The sequence below is a fragment of the Marinobacter similis genome (genome assembly GCF_000830985.1).
Lineage (GTDB): Bacteria > Pseudomonadota > Gammaproteobacteria > Pseudomonadales > Oleiphilaceae > Marinobacter > Marinobacter similis.
This window is the reverse complement of sequence record NZ_CP007151.1, coordinates 3920447-3940459: the sequence shown is the minus strand read 5'-3', so window position 1 is coordinate 3940459 and position 20013 is coordinate 3920447. Positions and strand designations below refer to the sequence as shown.

The 20013-nt window shown below is 57.2% G+C and carries 19 protein-coding genes and 2 pseudogenes; 9 read left to right on the top strand and 12 right to left on the bottom strand.

The features are described from left to right. The first annotated feature begins 20 nt into the window (after window positions 1-20). The 3 genes from AU14_RS18240 to AU14_RS18225 are packed head-to-tail and all read left to right on the top strand — an operon-like array spanning window position 21 to window position 920. Window positions 21-203 carry a hypothetical protein gene (locus tag AU14_RS18240; protein ID WP_041343312.1) on the top strand — a complete coding sequence of 61 codons (183 nt, stop codon included), beginning with the start codon at window positions 21-23 and terminating at the stop codon, window positions 201-203. A 53-nt stretch (window positions 204-256) separates the two neighbouring features. Then, window positions 257-655 carry a TIGR00366 family protein gene (locus tag AU14_RS24010; RefSeq protein ID WP_407942863.1) on the top strand — a complete coding sequence of 133 codons (399 nt, stop codon included), beginning with the start codon at window positions 257-259 and terminating at the stop codon, window positions 653-655. A gap of 19 nt (window positions 656-674) precedes the next feature. After that, entirely contained in the window at window positions 675-920 is a 246-nt protein-coding gene (locus AU14_RS18225; protein WP_041343303.1) for a hypothetical protein, read from the top strand. A 70-nt stretch (window positions 921-990) separates the two neighbouring features. Here AU14_RS18225 and AU14_RS22450 read toward each other — a convergent pair whose 3' ends face one another. Beyond that, window positions 991-1170 carry a thiamine pyrophosphate-dependent enzyme gene (locus AU14_RS22450; RefSeq protein ID WP_041343300.1) on the bottom strand — a complete coding sequence of 60 codons (180 nt, stop codon included), beginning with the start codon at window positions 1168-1170 and terminating at the stop codon, window positions 991-993. On the opposite strand from AU14_RS22450, the gene AU14_RS22445 reads away from it, so the two are divergent. Next, window positions 1091-1279: a hypothetical protein gene (locus AU14_RS22445; protein WP_236744668.1), complete on the top strand. Its 189-nt coding sequence runs from the start codon at window positions 1091-1093 to the stop codon at window positions 1277-1279. The two genes, AU14_RS22450 and AU14_RS22445, sit on opposite strands and share 80 nt — an antisense overlap. A 109-nt stretch (window positions 1280-1388) precedes the next feature. Here the strand turns inward: AU14_RS22445 and AU14_RS18215 are convergent, their stop codons facing one another. Continuing rightward, the gene (locus AU14_RS18215; protein ID WP_041343297.1) at window positions 1389-1652 is read right to left on the bottom strand and encodes a Txe/YoeB family addiction module toxin; all 264 of its coding nucleotides are present in this window, start codon (window positions 1650-1652) and stop codon (window positions 1389-1391) included. Continuing rightward, on the bottom strand, window positions 1649-1891 hold the full coding sequence (locus tag AU14_RS18210) for a type II toxin-antitoxin system Phd/YefM family antitoxin (protein WP_041343294.1): 243 nt from the start codon (window positions 1889-1891) through the stop codon (window positions 1649-1651). The genes AU14_RS18215 and AU14_RS18210 overlap by 4 nt, the downstream gene beginning before the upstream one ends. Before the next feature lie 210 nt (window positions 1892-2101). Here AU14_RS18210 and AU14_RS18205 point away from each other — a divergent pair, with 210 nt between their 5' ends. Together AU14_RS18205 and AU14_RS18200 are read left to right on the top strand one after the other, a co-directional pair. After that, window positions 2102-2347 (top strand): type II toxin-antitoxin system CcdA family antitoxin, encoded by a 246-nt coding sequence (locus AU14_RS18205; RefSeq protein WP_041343291.1) that lies wholly within the window; start codon window positions 2102-2104, stop codon window positions 2345-2347. Next, a complete protein-coding gene (locus AU14_RS18200) occupies window positions 2347-2664 on the top strand; it encodes a CcdB family protein (RefSeq protein ID WP_041343288.1) in 318 nt (105 codons plus the stop codon). The genes AU14_RS18205 and AU14_RS18200 overlap by 1 nt, the downstream gene beginning before the upstream one ends. A 148-nt stretch (window positions 2665-2812) precedes the next feature. Here the strand turns inward: AU14_RS18200 and AU14_RS18195 are convergent, their stop codons facing one another. The 4 genes and pseudogenes from AU14_RS18195 to AU14_RS18180 form a co-directional block, all read right to left on the bottom strand. Beyond that, window positions 2813-3160: a 4a-hydroxytetrahydrobiopterin dehydratase gene (locus tag AU14_RS18195; protein ID WP_041343285.1), complete on the bottom strand. Its 348-nt coding sequence runs from the start codon at window positions 3158-3160 to the stop codon at window positions 2813-2815. 99 nt (window positions 3161-3259) lie between these two features. Then, window positions 3260-4564 carry a TRAP transporter large permease gene (locus AU14_RS18190; RefSeq protein WP_041343282.1) on the bottom strand — a complete coding sequence of 435 codons (1305 nt, stop codon included), beginning with the start codon at window positions 4562-4564 and terminating at the stop codon, window positions 3260-3262. Beyond that, window positions 4554-5060 carry a TRAP transporter small permease gene (locus tag AU14_RS18185; RefSeq protein ID WP_041344109.1) on the bottom strand — a complete coding sequence of 169 codons (507 nt, stop codon included), beginning with the start codon at window positions 5058-5060 and terminating at the stop codon, window positions 4554-4556. The genes AU14_RS18190 and AU14_RS18185 overlap by 11 nt, the downstream gene beginning before the upstream one ends. Before the next feature lie 70 nt (window positions 5061-5130). Continuing rightward, window positions 5131-6133: pseudogene (locus AU14_RS18180) on the bottom strand (DctP family TRAP transporter solute-binding subunit). 247 nt (window positions 6134-6380) lie between these two features. Here AU14_RS18180 and imuA point away from each other — a divergent pair. From imuA to AU14_RS24075, 3 genes are read left to right on the top strand one after another with little or no spacing between them, the layout of a single operon-like run. Next, a complete protein-coding gene (imuA, locus tag AU14_RS18175) occupies window positions 6381-7070 on the top strand; it encodes a translesion DNA synthesis-associated protein ImuA (RefSeq protein ID WP_041343279.1) in 690 nt (229 codons plus the stop codon). A gap of 7 nt (window positions 7071-7077) precedes the next feature. Further along, window positions 7078-7809: a Y-family DNA polymerase gene (locus AU14_RS24080; RefSeq protein ID WP_236744213.1), complete on the top strand. Its 732-nt coding sequence runs from the start codon at window positions 7078-7080 to the stop codon at window positions 7807-7809. Further along, a complete protein-coding gene (locus tag AU14_RS24075; RefSeq protein ID WP_236744212.1) occupies window positions 7797-8354 on the top strand; it encodes a DNA polymerase Y subunit UmuC family protein in 558 nt (185 codons plus the stop codon). Before AU14_RS24080 ends, AU14_RS24075 begins: the two co-directional genes overlap by 13 nt. Here the strand turns inward: AU14_RS24075 and fusA are convergent. From fusA to rpoB, 5 genes and pseudogenes are all read right to left on the bottom strand, one after another. Further along, window positions 8303-10408 carry an elongation factor G gene (gene fusA, locus AU14_RS18165; RefSeq protein WP_041343275.1) on the bottom strand — a complete coding sequence of 702 codons (2106 nt, stop codon included), beginning with the start codon at window positions 10406-10408 and terminating at the stop codon, window positions 8303-8305. The two genes, AU14_RS24075 and fusA, sit on opposite strands and share 52 nt — an antisense overlap. An 18-nt stretch (window positions 10409-10426) precedes the next feature. After that, entirely contained in the window at window positions 10427-10897 is a 471-nt protein-coding gene (gene rpsG / locus AU14_RS18160) for a 30S ribosomal protein S7 (RefSeq protein ID WP_041343272.1), read from the bottom strand. 111 nt (window positions 10898-11008) lie between these two features. Further along, on the bottom strand, window positions 11009-11383 hold the full coding sequence (rpsL, locus tag AU14_RS18155) for a 30S ribosomal protein S12 (protein WP_012139854.1): 375 nt from the start codon (window positions 11381-11383) through the stop codon (window positions 11009-11011). A 164-nt stretch (window positions 11384-11547) separates the two neighbouring features. After that, window positions 11548-15761 (bottom strand): annotated as a pseudogene (gene rpoC, locus AU14_RS18150) (DNA-directed RNA polymerase subunit beta'). A 76-nt stretch (window positions 15762-15837) separates the two neighbouring features. After that, a complete protein-coding gene (gene rpoB / locus AU14_RS18145; protein ID WP_041343269.1) occupies window positions 15838-19917 on the bottom strand; it encodes a DNA-directed RNA polymerase subunit beta in 4080 nt (1359 codons plus the stop codon). Between the last annotated feature and the right edge of the window lie 96 nt (window positions 19918-20013).

Genomic DNA, 20013 nt, shown 5'->3' with positions numbered 1-20013 from the left:
TCCGGCCTTTTCAGGGCGCCGTGCCCGGCAACGAAGTCGCCAGTGCCGGCGCCATTACCGCCTTGGATCCGGGGCAGAGTGCCCGGTTCCTGGTCGAGTCCGGGCGCTACCTGCGCTTGCGGCCCTGGGGCGAAACCTCGTCCCTGACCGCGCTGGAGGTGCTGCAGTCCCGGACCGGTGGCTGGTTTCAGATTAGAGCATAAGAGGAACTGTCATGAGTATCGGGATAAGTCCACCTCCGTGGTGATCAACCGCCCTGCCGACTATCTGGAAGCAGCCGCACTCTGGCCTGGCAGCCAGCATTTCCAGTGGGTTTGTTTCCATTGCCAGTGCCGAGAGTCTGCCGTTCTGGAGTTTCATCAGTGCCGGCCTGGTAAACATCTTTGTTCCCTCGGGCGGCGGCCAATGGGCGGTGCAGGCTCCGGTTATGCTGCCGGCAGCGCAGAAGCTGGGTGCGGATATTCCCAGGGTGGCCATGGCCGTAGCCTGGGGTGACGCCTGCCCAGCGACTGAATCCGGGGAGCTCTTAAACTACCCGGATCTCATCGCGAAGACCTGTTCATTTTTTGAACAACAAGCTAAATTAAAGAAAGTGTCGACTCACGGCACTCTCTCCGGCATAAGCATTAACGTTCCGGAAAGAACGATCCAGTAACTCACGGAAGGATACTCTCATGGCTTATGTGACAATTGATGGCAACAAATATGAGAAAGAGCTGATTGATCTCGCTGTAAAACACACCACGGGTCAGGGCGAGGGCAAAATCTCAGTCGACGAAGCAAAAGACCTGTTCAAGTCCGCTAAAGATGGGCAAGGCGTTACAGATATAGAAATGGCAACGCTGAAGTATATTCGTGGAGCCTATGAGTTTACCGATGCGGGCGCCAGAACATTCGATACGGAGATCTCCAGGCTCTGACAGAGCCGGTTTGGCGGGATCATTGACTCCCCTCGGCCTTCACTCAATTTTATGCAGACGTTCGTCAATCCTAGGGCGCCAATTTGCGCTTCAGCGCCTTGGAAACTGACAATGACAAGATGATGGAGGTTACGTTCAATTGCTCCCGCGCCATAGTCCAAAGGGACTGAATGGTGTACATGGCAGTGCCGTCGCCGATCAGGGCGATCACTGGCTGGTCCGGGGCACGCCACAGCGGCACCCACGGCATTGAGCAGCCCCTGGCCGATGGCGCCACCGGTGAGGGTGATCATGTCGTGGCGGGGTGCCCCGGCGGTCAGCTTGCCCCGTGGCCGGCCCGGCCGTTTCGCGGGCTGTAGCTTCGGTTGCGCCTGGCTGGTGTCGAGTGCCCGTAACGCGAAGCTTTGCGGCAATCTTGGAGCCGCGAAGCGGTGGAAAAATTGTCCAGCAACAGCGGCTGGTTATGCATTATTCGTAGTGGCTCCAGAGCCTGAGGACTTTCACCACTTGCTCGTCCTCTAGCACCTGGTAGACCAGACGGTGCTGAATATTGATTCGGCGTGAATAGGCCCCCGCAAGATCACCAATGAGCTTCTCACATGGAGGCGGCTTGCGGTATGGATCTTCCGCTACCAGCGCTAAAAGTTCCTGAGCTTTTGGTTTGAGGCCGCTGGAGGCCAACTTCTTTGCGTCTTTCTGGGCTTGCTTGGTGTAAACCAACTTCCATGTCACCAGTCCAGTTCCTCATCGCATTCATCAACCGGGGTTTCCATTCCCTCACGAATAGATCTCCGCATACCGGGTACGGAGAGTAGGTAAAGTGTTTCCTGAATTGCAGACCAGTCTTCCTCGGAAACCAGGACGGCTTTGTTCCGCTTACCCATGATGACGATTGGTTGGTGGGACTCGGCGGTCTCGTCAATCAACCTATAAAGGTTGCTGCGCGCCTCAGTTGCTGTGATTCCGGTCATGACGCACCTCTTGCGTGTTCAACTTTTAACCAAGTGTACGCTTTTGGGTACGTACGTCAAGACGGACGGATCCCATAACGCCCTAGCTTTGCGGCGTACCGGAGCGCCAGCGCAGGCGCGTCCGACAACAGCCATTGGTTAGATGCTTGCATGCGCATAATCATGCGCATAAGATCAAGCTGTGAATTCTTAATCTTCTTGGAGGCCCTCATGGCCGAACTCTATAATTCAGCCGCCCCCAAAAAAGCAGCGAACCTCTCAATCAATAGCGATCTGCTGCGTAAAACCCGAGAACTGAACATTAATTTGTCTGCCACCCTGGAACGAGCTCTGAAAGAAGAGCTTTCGAAACGCGAAGCCGCACAATGGGTTGAAGAAAATCGCGCTGCGATAGAAAGTTACAACGATTTCGTCGAACAACATGGATGCTTCGGCGACGAATTCAGGGAGTTCTGATGGCACAGTTCGATGTGTACCCCAACCCGAGCAAAACCAGCAAGGCTCACTACCCTTACCTGGTAGATATTCAGAGCAGCCTCCTGAGCGATTTGGCAACTCGCATTGTTATCCCTTTGGGCAAACGCTCTGCCTTCGGTGGTGACGCCATGCAAGGGCTCACTCCAGAAATCAGCTTTGCCGATCAAGAGCTGTTGCTGTTAACTCCGCAAATTTCCTCCGTGCCCGAAAAACACCTCAAAAGCCCCATTGGCTCCCTCTCCCATTTCAGAGACCAGATTATTGGAGCTCTGGACCTCGCGATCACCGGCATTTAACGCGAAGCTAAGCGGCGCCCTGACAAGGACGTCAAGTGGACGGTCGTCAGACCGGGAACGACTTTAAGCGGTTTAGTAAGCATTGAGCTGACGAACGAAGACTGATTACCTCGTAACGGTGGCGGAGACTCAGCTCCGCCACGGCAGATTATTGCATGGCGTTGAAAGCCGCGTCAGTCTTCGCCGCCATGATGAAGTCATTGCGATGCAGGCCGCCAATGGCGTGGGTCCACCAGCTCACGGTCACCTTGCCGTATTCCAGCAGTATGGCGGGGTGATGGTCTTCCGCTTCGGCCAGGTCGCCCACTTTGTTGGTGAAGGCCTGGGCCTGGGCGAAGTTCTTGAGCTTGAACACCTTGTGCAGCTGCTCTTCCCCGTCGGTCTCTACGATTTTCCAGTCCGGGATGTCCTTATGCAGCGTTTGCTTCTCATCGCTGGTCACCTTGGGTGCGTTTTTATTGCAGGCTTCGCAGTGTTGTTGGGTCAACTCGCTCATGGCCAACCTCCCTGGTTGATGACTGTGTTACTAGCGTGGGTGCCAAGGCCCGCATTATCAAGCCCACCCTGGCACGACTTCGCTTTCACCTCATCAGGCCTACCACTGCCCCACCACAAACCCGAGCTTGTCCGGTAGCCACAGGGCAATCCCTGGCAACAGCATCACCAGCAGTAAGCTAACGCCCATGGCAGCAATGAACACCAGGGCCCAGCCAATGGTGTGTTCCAGCCGGATATTGGCGATGCGGGTGGTCACCATCAGGTTCACGGCCACGGGCGGGGTGAACTGGCCGATGGCAATGTTCATGGCCAGCAGGATGCCAAACCACACCGGGTTCCAGCCAAAGTGGTTCATCAGTGGCAGCACAATGGGAATCAGGATGAGGTAGATCGATACCGCATCCAGCAGCATGCCCGCGATCAATACCAGCACCATCACTAGCCCCAACAGCACCCAGCCGTTATCGGACAGCGACAGCAAGGCATCAGCCAGATGCTGAAAGGTACCCAGAGTGGTGCCGGCCCAGGCGAAGATCCCGGCCAATGCGATGATCAGCATGACCACGCCGGAGGTCACGGCGGCATCGGTGATCAAGTCAAACAGGTTTCGGATGCTCAGGTTTCGATACACCAGGCAGCCCACGATCACCCCGTAAGTCACCGCCACCACGGCGGCCTCGGTGGGAGTGAACAATCCGGAGCGCAGCCCACCCAGAATGATCACCGGGGCAAACAGCGCCGGCAACGCCGCCTTGAAGCTGGGCCAGAACGGTGGTCGTTCGGAATCTTTCGGGTCTTCCCAGCGGTACTTGCGGGCCAGAAACAGGGCCGGCACCAGCAGAGACAACCCGGCCAGAATCCCCGGGAAGACGCCCGCGGCAAACAGCGCACGAAGGTCCACACCCGGCACCACGATCGAATAGAGAATCAGCGCAATGGAGGGCGGAATCAGTATGGCGGTCGAAGAAGACGCCGCAATCAGTGTCGCGGAAAACGGCTGCGGGTAGCCGGCCTTGCGCATGCTCGGCAGCATCACCATGGCCACGGCCGCCGCGTCTGCGGGCCCGGAACCGCTCATGCCACCCATGATCAGGCAGACCAGCACGGCGACCACGGTCAACCCACCATGGCGGGGGCCGATAATGGCCTGGGCAAAGCGCACCAGGCTGGCTGCCACCCCGGCCCGCTCGAAGATCAGCCCGGTGAGGATAAACAACGGAATGGCGATCAACGGGTATTTAGCCACGCTGTTATAGGTGTTGGTGCCCAGCGTTGCCAGCATGTCCGGTGACAGACCGGCCAGAATGCCCACCACGCCGCCCAGGCCAAGGGCGATCGCAACCGGCACACCGAGTAACAGCGCCAGTAGAAAACTGCCGATCAGCAGCAGGTCAGGACTCATGGATAACCTCCGGATCAACCTTGCCGCGCAAGCGATCAATGAGGTTCTGGGTCATCCGGATGATGATGGCCAGCGACAACACCGGCAGCCAGATCACGTAGATCCAGTTCGGCAATCCCAGCCCCGGCGACAGCGACTCCCACTGGTACTCCTCCAGCGCAAACTTGCTGCCGTACCACACGGTGATGCCCATCACGGTGACCCCGGCCAGCCATTGCAGCACATACACGGCCTTCTTGAAGGGCGGTGGCAGAAAGTCTTCGATCAGCTCGATACGAATGTGCTGGTTGTGGCGGGCGGCAACCGCAGCACCGGCAAAGGTCAGCACCACCAGCAGGAACACGGAATACTCTTCGGTGAAGGCAAACGAGGCATCGGTCGTGTAGCGGACAATGACGTTGCCCAAACTGATGACACAAATTCCAGTCAAAGCCAGGGCGGCCAGCCAGGCATCAGGCCTGAACTTCGGGGGCGAGCAGACATGAAAACTCCGGATTGAATAGCAGCACCCGTCAGCCGACGGGTGCTTTAACAGACAGTGCCTGGGGGTTAGTAAGGGTAAGGGATTAGCGGTTAGCCACGGCTTCCTGGGCCTGCTCAACCAGTTCCTCACCGATACGGTCGGTCCACTTGTCGTACACGGAGCGGGTCGCCTCAACAAAAGCGGCGTGCTGCTCCGGCGTCAGCTCAACCACCTGAACACCACGCTCTTTGATGGCGGCCAGAGTTGCTTCCAGTTCGCCACGGGATTTTTCAATTTCCCACTGGCCGGCATCAATGGCGGCCTGCTTCAGCAAAGCCTGGTCTTCTGGCTTGAACTGGCTCCACACCCGGTTGCTCACCGCGAATACCAGCGGGTCGGCCATGTAATGCCACAGAGTAAGATGTTCCTGCCCCACCTGATCGATACGGGCCACGTCGAATACTGAAATCGGGTTCTCCTGGCCATCAACGGCGCCGGTGGTCAGCGCAGGCTTGGCATCGGCCCAACTCATTTGCGTCGGGTTCGCGCCCAGTGTGGTGAAGGTATCCTGGAAAAGCGGGGAACCCACCACGCGGATTTTCAGGCCTTCAACATCTTCAGGCTGGTGATCTTGCGCTTGGAGTTGGACAGCTCACGAAAGCCGTTCTCGCCCCACGCCAGCGGGGTAACACCGCGCTTTTTGATCGCTGCGAAAATAGTCTCGCCGGCCTCACCCTGGGTGATGGCATCGATGGCCTCGTAATCTGGCATCAGGAACGGCAGGGAGAACAGGTTCAGCTCCGGCACCTGGGGCGACCAGTTGATGGTGGAGCCAACGGCCATGTCGATCAGGCCCGAACGCATGGCTGAAAATTCCTTGGTCTGGTCCCCGGACACCAGCTGGGAGTTACTGTAAATCTTCATGTTGATGCGCCCGTCTGAGCGCTCCCGCACCAGCTCAACCATTTGTCGGCAGCTTGCCCCCAGGGAAAGGCGGATGGCAGCACGGTGGAAACGGTGTATTCATCTTTGTATTGGGCGGTGGCCGCAGCACTGAACAGCAAAGTGGCGGCTGTGGTAGCCAGGAGAATCCGGCGCTTCAACATGTCGTTTTCCTTTTTATGGTTATGGATATCCAGCTGGTTACGCTGTAAGAGTTTAAATCTACAGCACCAGCAGGCGATTATAGAAGGGGGTTTTAACGAGACGCAAAAATAAAAAGTCTATATCGGATATATGAAAATCAGTTTTACAAATTGCCCATTCCTCCTCCCACAGTTCCTCTCACCCATACCTTGAAATCTGCCCTCATTCAGAATACTGTATATTTAAACAGTATTTGAGACTTTTCCCATGAGCGAACTTCTGAACACGCTGATGCAGGATGCCCGTGTCTGGCAGGGGCACCAGCACCGGCCAACCAGCCAACCGGCGGAACCTACCGGCTACCAGATCCTGGACAACCAGCTTGGTGGCATCGGCTGGCCCAGGGGGGCGCTGAGCGAGTGTCTGCTGGATAACTCCGGCATTGGCGAACTGCACCTGCTGCTGCCCTTGATGCAGCGGCTGTCCCACAGCGGTAAGACCGTGTTCTGGCTGAACCCACCACACATGCCCTATGCCCCGGCGCTGGCCCGGGAAGACGTGAACCTGGATCAGGTAGTGATGATCCACACCGACGAGGCCGGTGATTTCCTGTGGACGCTAGAAAACTGCCTGCGATCGCCAGTTACCGGCCTGGTGATGGCCTGGCCCGGCAAGCTGGCGTCCCGGGACATCCGGCGCTTGCAGTTGGCGGCGGAAGCCGGCAGCAACGTGTGTGTACTCTTTCGCGAGCGCCGCTATGCCGACCAGAATTCCCCCGCGGCCCTGCGCCTGGAACTGGAACCCGGCGACAACCAGGAGCTGAAGATCAACATCGTGAAACGCCGGGGCAGCTGGCCCGGCCAACGCTGTGCCCTGGCCATGGCGCACCGGGCTGACCTGGCCTTCCGTGAGGCTCCCCGTGTGGTTCAGGGACCCTGGCCCGCTTCTACCCGGTAATATCGCGATGCTCTGGTTGTATCTGCACTTCCCGCACCTGCTGCTGGACCACATTCGCCGCTCCCGCGAAGAAGCGGGCGCGCTGGTGATTGTTGAGGGATCCGGACAAAAGGTAATACAGGCCTGCCCGGAAGCCCGGGACCAAGGCGTGCATGCGGGCATGCGTCTGAAAACCGCCCTCAGCCTGGTGCCAGAGCTGGGCACCGTGCGTGCAGACCAGCAACAGGAAGCCCGGATTCTGGAGGATCAGGCCCGCTGGCTGTACCGCTATGCTGCCCACATCGTGCTGGTACCACCGGATGGCCTGATGGCGGAAATCGGCAGCCTGAAACGGCTTTATGGCGGCCTGCCCGCAGCTTGGCAAACCGTGGAACAGGCCCTGGATGAACGCCAGCTGACCGCCTGGCCGGGCCTTGGCCACACCCCCCTAGCCGCTCGCCTGATTGCCCACGCCGGCAAGGGTGAATGCACCGATGATAAGGGCCACATTCAACGCACCCTGGACCAGATGCCGCTGTTGGCGGCGGAGTTTGATGCCCGCACCTGCACCCGCCTGCAGCGGCTGGGGCTGAACACCCTGGGAGAAGTCTTTGCCCTGCCCGCAGCCGAGCTGGCGCGCCGCTGTCGCCGGAAACCCTGGCCCGGGTTCAGAAAATCCAGGGCACCCGGCCAGACCCACAAGCGCCCTGGCAACCGCCGCACCACTTCCGGCAGCAGGCGGATTTTGTGCAGGAGATAGAACAGTCACAGGGGCTGCTATTCCCGCTACAGCGCATCCTGGCAGAACTGGAAGAAGACCTGTGCTGGCGCCAGCAGGAAACCGACAGCCTGTTGCTGGTACTCCGGCACCGGCACGAAGAACCCACCCGTATTCGTATCCGAACCTCCGGCCCTGAACACCGGGCCGATGCGTTCCTGAATCTGGTGCGCCTGCGGTTTGAGCAACAGCCGTTACGGGCACCGGTGGTCTCACTGCAGTTATCCGTAAAACGCTTTCTGGGCCGGGAAGCCGACACCGGCCAGGATCTGTTGGGCGAAACCCAGGATCTGAACGAAGCCTGGCACACCCTGATGAGCCGGCTGCAGGCCCGGCTTGGCGATCAAGCCCTGCAACAGCTTTCGCCCCAGGCCGACCACCGTCCGGAACGGGCCTGGAGCGCCTCCGGGTTTACTACGGTCAAATTTTTCTTTAGACACGGTTACACCTCTTCCTGTTTCTTAAGTCCTGGGGATCAACCCTGTTTAATGATCGCTTCGGCAATGTTCGAAGGAGCTTCAGAATAACCTGCAAACTCCATCGCATAAGACGCCCGGCCTTGCGTAGCAGAACGCAGGTCGGTGGCGTAACCGAACATCTCCGACAACGGAACTTCGGCACGGATAACTTTACCGGCCGGTGACTCATCCATACCCTGGATCAAGCCGCGGCGACGGTTAAGATCACCTACAACGTCACCCATGTACTCTTCCGGGCTCACAACTTCGACCTTCATCATCGGCTCAAGCAACGCAGGGTTGGCTTCAAGAGCGCCCTTCTTCATTGCCATGGAACCGGCGACTTTGAACGCCATTTCGTTGGAGTCGACATCGTGGTATGAACCGTCGTACAGCGTGGCCTTGATGCGCAGCAGCGGATAACCGGCCAGACAGCCGTTCTGCATCTGCTCTTCAATACCCTGCTGAACAGCTGGGATGTATTCCTTAGGAACAACACCACCAACGATTTCATTCACGAAGATAAAGTTTTCGCCATCTTCTTCGTCCAGCGGCAGCGGCTCAAGCTTGATCTTGACGTGACCGTACTGACCACGACCACCAGACTGACGAACAAACTTACCTTCCACATCCACTGATTTACGGATGCGCTCACGGTAAGCTACCTGCGGCTTACCAATGTTGGCTTCAACCTTGAACTCGCGACGCATACGGTCAACGATGATGTCCAGGTGCAGCTCACCCATACCAGAGATGATCGTCTGACCGGACTCTTCGTCGGTCTTGACCCGGAATGACGGATCCTCCTGAGCCAGCTTGCCCAGTGCAACACCCATCTTCTCCTGATCGGCCTTGGACTTCGGTTCAACGGCAACAGAGATAACCGGCTCCGGAAATTCCATGCGCTCAAGAATAATCTTGTTATTCTCGTCACACAGAGTATCACCGGTGGTAACGCTCTTCAGGCCGATGGCAGCAGCGATATCGCCAGCCAGCACTTCCTTGATCTCTTGACGATCTTTGGAGTGCATCTGAACCATACGACCAACACGCTCTTTCTTACCCTTCACAGAGTTGTAGACCGCGTTGCCGCTTTCCAGCTTACCGGAGTAAACACGGAAGAAGGTCAGCGTACCTACGAACGGGTCGGTGGCGATCTTGAACGCCAGCGCCGCGAACGGAGCATCGTCATCAGCCTGACGCGTCTCTTCGGTTCCGTCCTCGTCGACTTCACCGCGGATTGCCTTAACTTCGTCCGGTGCCGGCAGGAACTCGATAACGGAGTCCAAAACTGCCTGTACACCCTTGTTCTTGAACGCAGAACCGCAGGTAGCCAGGACAATCTCGTTAGCCAGCGTACGCATACGCAGACCTTTCTTGATGTCCTCGATGCTCAGGTCACCTTCGTCCAGGTAACGCTCCATCAGCTCTTCGTTGGCTTCGGCAGCCGCCTCAACCATCTGCTCGCGGTACATGGCGACTTCTTCAACCATTTCTGCCGGAACGTCGCGCTGGTCGTAGGTAGCACCGGCATCGTCTTCGTTCCAGTAGATCGCCTTGTTCCGGATCAGGTCGACGATGCCTGCGAAGTTATCTTCGGCACCGATCGGCAGCTGAATGGGAACACAGTTCGCGCCCAGACGGTTTTTGATCTGGTCAACTACGCGCAGGAAGTTAGCGCCGGCACGGTCCATCTTGTTGACGAACACCATGCGGGGAACTTCATACTTGTTGGCCTGACGCCATACAGTCTCGGACTGCGGCTCTACACCAGAAGAACCACAGAATACGACAACCGCACCATCCAGAACACGCAGAGAACGCTCTACCTCGATGGTAAAGTCAACGTGCCCCGGGGTGTCGATGATGTTGATCCGGTGCTCAGGATACTGCTTGTCCATGCCCTGCCAGAAACAGGTCGTCGCAGCAGAGGTAATGGTGATACCACGCTCCTGCTCCTGCTCCATCCAGTCCATGGTAGCCGCACCATCATGAACTTCACCGATTTTGTGGGAAATACCTGTGTAGAACAGGACCCGCTCGGTGGTTGTGGTTTTGCCCGCATCAACGTGCGCACAAATACCAATGTTTCTGTAACGCTTGATAGGAGTCTTGCGTGCCACTGTATTAACCTCGGCTGTTTAGAAACGGAAGTGAGAGAACGCCTTGTTGGCTTCTGCCATGCGATGAACGTCTTCGCGCTTCTTAACCGCAGAACCTTTGCTGTCAGCGGCGTCCAGAATTTCACCGGCCAGACGTTGCGCCATGGACTTCTCACCGCGCTTCCGCGAGTATTCTACGAGCCAGCGCATAGCCAGCGCGTTCTGACGGGAAGGCCGTACTTCTACAGGCACCTGGTAAGTAGCACCACCCACACGACGGGACTTAACTTCGACCATCGGCTGGATGTTTTCCAGGGCCTTCTCGAACATGTCGATCGGCTCTTCTTTAGACTTGTCGGCAACGATGTCGAGCGCGCCATAAACAATGCGCTCCGCTACGGATTTCTTGCCGCTTTCCATCACGTGGTTGATGAACTTGGCAAGCCGTGAACTGCCGAACTTCGGATCCGGGATAATTTCCCGTTTTGCTGCAACTCTTCTTCTAGGCATCGATAAGCCCTTCTATTTAAAGGTCTTCAGGAACCCCTGAGATAGCACCTGCTACTCAGCCTTACTCTTACCGTTCTGACAAGCAACGATAAAAGACACCCGTCTGGGACATTAGGACTTGGGTCGTTTTGCACCGTACTTGGAGCGGCCCTGCTTACGGTTCTGAACACCCTGGGTATCCAAAGTACCGCGAACAGTGTGATAGCGCACACCCGGAAGGTCTTTTACTCGACCGCCACGGATCAGCACAACACTGTGCTCCTGAAGGTTGTGACCTTCACCACCAATGTATGACGAAACCTCGAAGCCGTTAGTCAGACGAACACGGCACACTTTACGCAGTGCTGAGTTCGGCTTCTTCGGCGTTGTGGTGTATACACGAGTGCATACACCACGGCGCTGAGGACAGGCCTGAAGAGCAGGAACATCGCTCTTGGCTACCTTGCGCTTACGAGGCTTACGCACCAACTGATTAATCGTTGCCATGTAAGCAAACTCCAAAAACCATATCAATGAAACTTACCCCCAATGCAGGGGGTAAAATTTAAGGGACGCAAGTGTAAGCCTGCGCCCCAGGACAGTCAAGATGACTGGTCTCTTTTTAACCACCCCGCGTAGGTATCTACCCGGAGGCGGCGCACCGGCCCAACTCAGCTTTCGCGGTTGAGCTCGGCGCTCAGAGCTTCTTCCACGTCGGCCGCAGTCACGCCCTGTGAATCCAGTTCGCGCTTGCGACGACGCTCCGCGTGGTAGGCAAGGCCGGTTCCCGCAGGAATCAGTCGACCAACCACAACGTTTTCCTTCAGGCCGCGCAGGTAATCCCGCTTGCCGGTCACCGCGCCTTCGGTCAGGACACGCGTGGTCTCCTGGAACGAAGCGGCTGAAATGAACGATTCAGTTGCCAGTGACGCCTTGGTGATACCGAGCAGCAGACGGTCGAAACGCGCCGGCTCTTTATCGCCAGCATTGGCCTTCTCGTTCTCTTCCAGCACCTGGGTGATTTCCACCTGGTCGCCAGACAGCAACGTGGTGTCACCCGGATCGGTGATCTCAACCTTCCGCAGCATTTGTCGAACGATAACCTCAATGTGCTTATCGTTGATGACAACGCCCTGCAGACGGTAAACGTCCTGGATCTCGTTAGTGATGTACTTGGCCAGCTCGACCACACCCAGCAGACGCAGAATGTCGTGCGGGTTGGACGGACCGTCCGAGATCACCTCGCCCTTCTCAACCGTTTCACCTTCGAATACGTTGAGCTGGCGATGCTTGGGAATCAGCACTTCGTAGGCATCACTGTCTTTCGGAGTGATTACCAGGCGCTTCTTGCCCTTGGTTTCTTTACCGAAGGAGACCATGCCGCTGATTTCAGCAAGAATGGACGACTCTTTCGGGCGACGGGCCTCGAACAGGTCGGCAACCCGCGGCAGACCACCGGTGATGTCACGGGTCTTCGAGCTTTCCTGCGGAATACGGGCAACCACGTCACCCAGCTCGATGCGCGCACCGTTGGCCATCGTGACCAGGGCGTTCGCCGGCAGGAAGAACATCGCGGCACCGCCACCTGGCAGCTCAACGTCGTTTCCGTTCTCGTCGAGCATCTGGATAGCCGGACGAATGTCCTTACCAGCAGCCGGACGCTCCTTCGGATCGATAACTTCCATGGTCGAAAGACCAGTCAGCTCGTCGGTCTGGGTACGGACGGTGATGCCCTGATCCATGTTGACGAACTTGGCAGTACCTTCGGCCTCGGCAATGATCGGGTGGGTGTGCGGATCCCACTTGGCTACCGCAACGCCGGCCTCAACAGTGTCGCCGTGCTTGACCGACAGTACCGCGCCGTATGGCAGCTTGTACCACTCACGCTCACGACCTTGCTCATCGGCAATGGCCAGGGCGGAAGAACGAGACACCACAACCAGCGAACCGTTAGTCTTCTCGATCGACTTCAGGTTGTGCAGACGAACGGTGCCGCCGTGCTTGACCTGAATGTTATCAACCGCGGATGCCCGGCTTGCCGCACCACCGATGTGGAAGGTACGCATGGTCAGCTGGGTACCCGGCTCACCGATGGACTGAGCGGCGATAACACCGACTGCCTCACCAACGTTGACCCGATGGCCACGCGCCAGATCCCGGCCATAACACTTCGAACAGATGCCGTGACGGGTATCACAGGTAATCGCAGAGCGTACCCAACTTCGTCCACACCCGCACGTTCCAGCGACTCAACGGTTTTCTCGTCGAGCAGCGTACCGGCGGTGACAACTGCGTTATCTTTGTCGGTCGGAGTAAAGGCATCACGTGCCGTTACCCGGCCAAGGACACGGTCACCCAGTGGCACAACAACGTCGCCGCCTTCGATGTGCGGTGTCATCAGCAGGCCTTCGTCGGTACCGCAGTCTTCTTCGGTAACAACCAGGTCCTGGGACACGTCAACCAGGCGACGAGTCAGGTAACCAGAGTTCGCGGTCTTCAGAGCGGTATCCGCCAGACCCTTACGAGCACCGTGAGTCGAGATGAAGTACTGGAGTACGTTCAGACCTTCACGGAAGTTCGCGGTGATCGGCGTCTCGATGATGGAGCCGTCCGGCTTAGCCATCAGACCACGCATACCGGCCAGCTGGCGAATCTGCGCTGCGGAACCCCGTGCGCCGGAATCGGCCATCATGTAAACCGAGTTGAACGACTCCTGCATCAGGTATTCGCCGTCCTCACCTTTAACCGGCTTGCCATCAGGACCGATAACCTGCTCTTTCGCCAGGCGCTCCATCATGGCCTTGGACACTTTGTCGTTGGCCCGGGACCAGATATCGATAACCTTGTTGTACTTCTCGCCCTGGGTCAGGAGACCGGACGCGTACTGGGTCTCGATGTCCTTCACTTCCTGGGAAGCCGCGTCAACCAGCTCGTACTTCTCCGGCGGAATCTCGAAGTCGTTGAAACCGATCGAGATACCGGAAACCGTCGCGTAGTGATAACCCATATACATGAGCTGATCGGCGAAGATAACGGTGTCTTTCAGACCCGCATCCCGGTAACAGGTGTTGATCAGGTTCGAGATTGCCTTCTTGACCATCGGCTTGTTGACCAGCTCGAAGGACAGACCGTCAGGAACGATATCAAACAGCAGAGCACGACCGACGGTGGTGTCTACGATGTTGTATGCGTGAGTACGTGAACCGTCCTCAGCGATCGCAACTTCTTTGACACGAACCTTGACCTTGGCCTGCAGATCCACCTTGCCAGCGCCGTAAGCGCGATGCGCTTCCTTGACGTCAGCAAAGGTCATGCCCTCACCCTGCGCACTTTCACGCTCACGGGTCATGTAGTACAGACCCAGTACCACGTCCTGGGACGGCACGATGATCGGCTCGCCGTTGGCGGGCGACAGCACGTTGTTGGTAGACATCATCAACGCACGCGCTTCGAGCTGGGCTTCCAGAGTCAGCGGCACGTGAACAGCCATCTGGTCACCGTCGAAGTCGGCGTTGTAGGCCGCACAAACCAGCGGGTGCAGCTGGATAGCCTTACCTTCGATCAGAACCGGCTCGAACGCCTGGATACCCAAACGGTGCAGTGTCGGCGCACGGTTCAACATGATCGGGTGCTCACGGATGACTTCGTCCAGGATATCCCAGACTACGCCTTCCTCACGCTCAACCATCTTCTTGGCGGCCTTGATGGTGGTCGCCAGGCCACGGTGTTCCAGCTTGGAGAAGATAAACGGCTTGAACAGCTCCAAAGCCATCTTCTTGGGCAGACCACACTGGTGCAGACGCAGGTATGGACCGACCACGATAACGGAACGACCGGAGTAGTCGACACGCTTACCCAGCAGGTTCTGACGGAAACGACCCTGCTTACCCTTGATCATGTCAGCCAGGGACTTCAGCGGGCGCTTGTTGGTGCCGGTGATGGCACGGCCGCGACGACCGTTGTCCAGCAGGGCGTCGACCGCTTCCTGCAGCATCCGCTTCTCGTTGCGCACAATGATGTCCGGAGCGTTGAGCTCCAGCAGGCGCTTGAGACGGTTGTTCCGGTTGATCACACGACGGTAAAGGTCGTTCAGGTCGGAGGTGGCAAAACGACCACCGTCCAGCGGTACCAGCGGACGCAGATCCGGCGGCAGCACTGGCAGCACGGTCATGACCATGTCGCCCGGCTTGTTGCCAGAGTAAAGGAACGCCTCAAGAATCTTCAGACGCTTGCTGAATTTCTTGATCTTGGTCTCGGAGTTGGTCTGCGGGATTTCTTCACGCAGGGAATCAACCTCGGCCTGCAGATCGATACCCTCGAGCAGCTCCTTGACGGCCTCGGCGCCCATACGCGCGTCGAATTCGTCACCGAACTCTTCCAGGGCTTCGTAATACTGCTCGTCGTTCAGCAGCTGGCCGCGCTCAAGGGTGGTCATACCCGGATCGATCACGATGAACGATTCGAAGTACAACACGCGCTCGATGTCACGCAGCGTCATGTCCAGCATCAAGCCGATGCGGGACGGCAATGATTTCAGGAACCAGATGTGAGCAACCGGGCTGGCCAGCTCGATGTGGCCCATACGCTCCCGGCGAACACTCGCCAGCGCTACTTCTACGCCACACTTCTCGCAGATAACACCGCGATGCTTGAGGCGCTTGTACTTACCGCACAGGCATTCGTAGTCTTTGATCGGGCCGAAAATCTTGGCACAGAAAAGACCGTCACGCTCCGGTTTGAAGGTACGGTAGTTAATGGTCTCAGGCTTCTTCACTTCACCAAAAGACCATGAGCGAATCATGTCAGGCGATGCCAGCCCGATACGGATGGCATCAAATTCCTTGCTTTGGTTCTGGCTCTTGAGAAGATTCAGCAAATCTTTCATCAGTAAAAGCTCCGGATGGCGTTAATCTCGGGCGGGCACACGAGGTGCCCGCTCACGCTGCCAAAAACAATTCGGCTCACTCGGATTCCAGCTCGATGTCGATACCCAGCGAGCGGATTTCCTTGACAAGAACGTTGAAGGATTCGGGCATGCCCGGCTCCATGCGATGATCGCCATCGACAATGTTCTTGTACATCTTGGTCCGACCGTTCACGTCATCAGACTTAACGGTGAGCATTTCCTGCAGCGTATACGCCGCACCGTAAGCCTCAAGGGCCCACACTTCCATCTCACCGAAGCGCTGGCCACCGAACTGAGCCTTACCACCCAGCGGCTGCTGGGTAACCAGGCTGTAGGAGCCGGTGGAACGAGCGTGCATCTTGTCGTCGATCAGGTGGTTCAGCTTCAGGATATACATGTAGCCAACAGTCACCGGACGATCGAACGCATCACCGGTACGGCCGTCGTACAACATGGTCTGCCCGGTTGTGCTCAGGCCGGCCAACTCAAGCATACGCTTGACTTCGGCTTCCTTGGCTCCGTCGAATACCGGTGTTGCCATCGGTACACCGCCACGGAGGTTGTGGCACATTTCCAGGATTTCCTTGTCGGTCAGAGAATCCAGATCCACCTTGAACACTTCATCAGAGTGGTTGTAGATCTCATCCAACAGCTTTCTCAGTTCAGCGATCTTGCGCTGCTCGTCCAGCATCTGGCTGATACGCTCACCCAGACCCTTGGCCGCGGCGCCCAGATGCGTCTCAAGCACCTGACCTACGTTCATCCGCGAAGGAACACCCAGCGGGTTCAGAACAACGTCAACCGTGTTGCCGAACTCGTCGTAAGGCATGTCTTCAATCGGCATAACCGATGAAATAACACCCTTGTTACCGTGACGACCGGCCATCTTGTCACCCGGCTGGATACGACGCTTGATCGCGAGGTATACCTTGACGATCTTCAGGACGCCCGGAGCGAGGTCGTCGCCCTGCTGCAGCTTGCCCTTTTTGTCGTCAAACCGCTCTTCGTGCTCCTTCTTGCGATCTTCCAGACCCTGCTCGGACTTCTCCAGCAGTTCGTTCAGGCCGTCGTCTTTCATACGCAGCTTGAACCAGTCTGAACGCGGCAGCTCGGCCAGGTAGCCTTCTTCCAGTGTGGCGCCTTTTTTCAGGCCCGGACCACTGATGACTTCCTGCCCTTTCAGCGCGTTCATCAGACGCTCAAAGGTGGCACCTTCAACAATACGGTACTCGTCCTTCAAATCCTTGCGGTACTGGTCCAGCTGCTCTTTCTCGATGGACTGAGCGCGCTGGTCCTTCTCGATACCGTCGCGGGTGAAGACCTGTACGTCGATAACCGTACCGCGGGTACCGGTTGGCACCCGTGACGACGTGTCCTTCACGTCGGAAGCCTTCTCACCAAAGATGGCACGCAGGAGCTTCTCCTCCGGAGTCAGCTGGGTCTCGCCCTTCGGCGTGACCTTGCCGACCAGGATGTCACCCGCGCCAACTTCGGCACCAATGTACACAATGCCGGACTCGTCCAACTTGGACAGCGCACTTTCACCAACGTTCGGAATATCCGCGGTGATTTCTTCGCTACCCAGCTTGGTATCCCGAGCCACACAGGTCAGTTCCTGGATGTGGATGGTGGTCAGGCGATCTTCCTGTACCACTTTCTCGGAAATGAGGATGGAGTCCTCAAAGTTGTAACCGTTCCAGGGCATGAACGCGATGCGCATGTTCTGCCCCAGAGCCAGCTCACCCAGATCAACCGACGGACCGTCAGCCAGCACGTCGCCGCGGGCAATGACATCACCCTGACGAACGATCGAACGCTGGTTGATGCAGGTGTTCTGGTTCGACCGGGTGTACTTGGTGAGGTTGTAGATATCCACACCCGCATCACCGGCCTCAGTTTCGGCGTTGTCGACGCGAACCACGATACGGGCCGCATCTACACTCTCAATCACACCGCCACGGCGAGCCGTCACACAGACGCCAGAGTCCTGAGCCACTGTCCGCTCAACACCGGTACCAACCAGCGGTACCTGTGAACGCAGGGTCGGCACAGCCTGACGCTGCATGTTCGCGCCCATCAGGGCCCGGTTAGCGTCGTCGTGCTCAAGGAACGGAATCAGAGACGCAGCAACCGACACAACCTGGCGCGGCGATACGTCCATGAAGTTAACGCTTTCCGGCGGAGTAACCGTAAATTCGTTCTGGTGACGTACCGTAACCAGCTCATCGGTGAGGCGCTTGGATTCATCGTCCATAGCCGCGCTGGCCTGGGCGATAACAAAGTTGCTCTCTTCAATGGCGGACAGGTAAACCACCTCATCAGTGACCACACCCTCAACAACCTTCCGGTACGGGCTCTCAAGGAAACCGTAGGAGTTGGAACGGGCATAGGTCGCCAGCGAGTTGATCAGACCGATGTTCGGACCTTCCGGAGTCTCGATCGGGCACACACGACCATAGTGGGTCGGGTGTACGTCACGGACTTCGAAGCCAGCACGTTCGCGGGTCAGACCACCTGGCCCAAGCGCAGAAATACGTCGCTTGTGGGTGACTTCTGACAGCGGGTTGTTCTGGTCCATAAACTGGGACAGCTGGCTTGAGCCAAAGAACTCTTTGACCGCAGCCGCAACCGGCTTGGCATTGATCAGATCCTGCGGCATCAAGCCTTCGCTTTCAGCCAGGCTCAGACGCTCGCGCACGGCGCGCTCGACCCGCACCAGACCAACGCGGAACTGGTTTTCGGCCATTTCACCAACGCAACGAACACGACGGTTACCCAGGTTGTCGATATCATCGACATTGCCCTGACCGTTACGGATATCGATCAGCGTCTTCAGGACATCAATGATGTCCTCGTGTGTCAGGATGCCTGCACCGGTGCTCTCTTCGCGACGCAAACGACGGTTCAGCTTCATCCGACCCACAGCAGACAGGTCGTACCGCTCTTCGGAGAAGAACAGGTTGTTAAACAGGTTCTCAGCCGACTCTTTGGTAGGCGGCTCGCCAGGACGCATCATGCGATAGATCTCGACCAACGCTTCCAGCGGCGTGCGGGTCGGATCGATACGCAGGGTGTCTGACATAAACGGACCGCAGTCCAGGTCGTTGGTGTACAGAGTTTCGATATCTGTAACACCCGCGTCCAGAATCTTGGTAACCAGTTCTTCAGTCAGCTCGGCGTTGCACTCAACCAGCACCTCACCGGACTTGGTATCAACCATGTCCTTGGCCAGAACACGGCCGTACAGGTACTCAGTCGGCACTTCCAGCTCGCTGATGCCGGCCTTTTCAAGCTGCTTGATATGGCGCGCGGTAATCCGACGACCTTCCTCAACAATAACCTTGCCGTCATTGTCTTTGATGTCGAAGGTCGCGATGTCGCCACGCAGACGGCTCGGAACCAGCTCAAGCTTGCACACTTCCGCGCCCAGGCTGAACTTACTGGTTTCAAAGAACGTTTCCAGCATCTGCTCGGAGGTGTAGCCAAGAGCACGGAGGAGAATGGACGCCGGCAGTTTACGACGACGGTCGATACGAACGAACACGGAGTCCTTCGGATCGAACTCGAAGTCCAGCCAGGAGCCACGGTAAGGAATCACCCGGGCCGAATACAGCAGCTTGCCGGATGAGTGGGTCTTACCCTTGTCATGATCAAAGAATACACCGGGCGAACGGTGCAACTGGGAAACAATAACACGCTCGGTACCGTTGATAACGAAGGTACCGTTTTCAGTCATCAGGGGCATTTCGCCCATGTAGACTTCCTGCTCTTTAATGTCCTTGATCGCCTTGTTGGACGATTCCTTATCGTAAATGATAAGGCGGACTTTCACGCGCAGCGGTGCTGCGTAGGTTACGCCCCTAAGCTGGCATTCCTTGACATCAAAAACCGGCTCGCCAATACGGTAACTCACGTATTCGAGCGCGGCGTTGCCAGAGTAACTGACAATCGGGAATACGGATTTGAATGCTGCGTGAAGACCGGTTTCCCGACGGTCCTCAGGAGCGGCTTCCATTTGGAGGAAGTCCCGGAATGAATCTAGCTGAATAGACAGCAAATAGGGGACGTCCATCACGGAAGGCAATTTACTAAAATCTTTGCGAATCCGCTTTTTCTCAGTGTAGGAGTAAGTCATCTGCATTCCCCAGCTTTAGACCTGATACCTGGTATCAAGAAGCAACCATTGTTCTGCTTCGGGGCCGAATTGCTCGGCATATCGCGCCGTCTTGAA

What these genes read in the sequence shown, in the direction of transcription:
- AU14_RS18200 (WP_041343288.1), top strand. Translation starts at nt 2,347, where the DNA reads ATGGCACAGTTCGATGTGTACCCCAACCCGAGCAAAACCAGCAAGGCT.
- AU14_RS18190 (WP_041343282.1), bottom strand. Translation starts at nt 4,564, where the DNA reads ATGAGTCCTGACCTGCTGCTGATCGGCAGTTTTCTACTGGCGCTGTTA.
- AU14_RS18210 (WP_041343294.1), bottom strand. Translation starts at nt 1,891, where the DNA reads ATGACCGGAATCACAGCAACTGAGGCGCGCAGCAACCTTTATAGGTTG.
- imuA (WP_041343279.1), top strand. Translation starts at nt 6,381, where the DNA reads ATGAGCGAACTTCTGAACACGCTGATGCAGGATGCCCGTGTCTGGCAG.
- AU14_RS24080 (WP_236744213.1), top strand. Translation starts at nt 7,078, where the DNA reads ATGCTCTGGTTGTATCTGCACTTCCCGCACCTGCTGCTGGACCACATT.
- rpsL (WP_012139854.1), bottom strand. Translation starts at nt 11,383, where the DNA reads ATGGCAACGATTAATCAGTTGGTGCGTAAGCCTCGTAAGCGCAAGGTA.
- rpsG (WP_041343272.1), bottom strand. Translation starts at nt 10,897, where the DNA reads ATGCCTAGAAGAAGAGTTGCAGCAAAACGGGAAATTATCCCGGATCCG.
- AU14_RS18205 (WP_041343291.1), top strand. Translation starts at nt 2,102, where the DNA reads ATGGCCGAACTCTATAATTCAGCCGCCCCCAAAAAAGCAGCGAACCTC.
- AU14_RS22450 (WP_041343300.1), bottom strand. Translation starts at nt 1,170, where the DNA reads ATGCCGTGGGTGCCGCTGTGGCGTGCCCCGGACCAGCCAGTGATCGCC.
- AU14_RS18225 (WP_041343303.1), top strand. Translation starts at nt 675, where the DNA reads ATGGCTTATGTGACAATTGATGGCAACAAATATGAGAAAGAGCTGATT.
- AU14_RS18195 (WP_041343285.1), bottom strand. Translation starts at nt 3,160, where the DNA reads ATGAGCGAGTTGACCCAACAACACTGCGAAGCCTGCAATAAAAACGCA.
- AU14_RS22445 (WP_236744668.1), top strand. Translation starts at nt 1,091, where the DNA reads ATGGTGTACATGGCAGTGCCGTCGCCGATCAGGGCGATCACTGGCTGG.
- rpoB (WP_041343269.1), bottom strand. Translation starts at nt 19,917, where the DNA reads ATGACTTACTCCTACACTGAGAAAAAGCGGATTCGCAAAGATTTTAGT.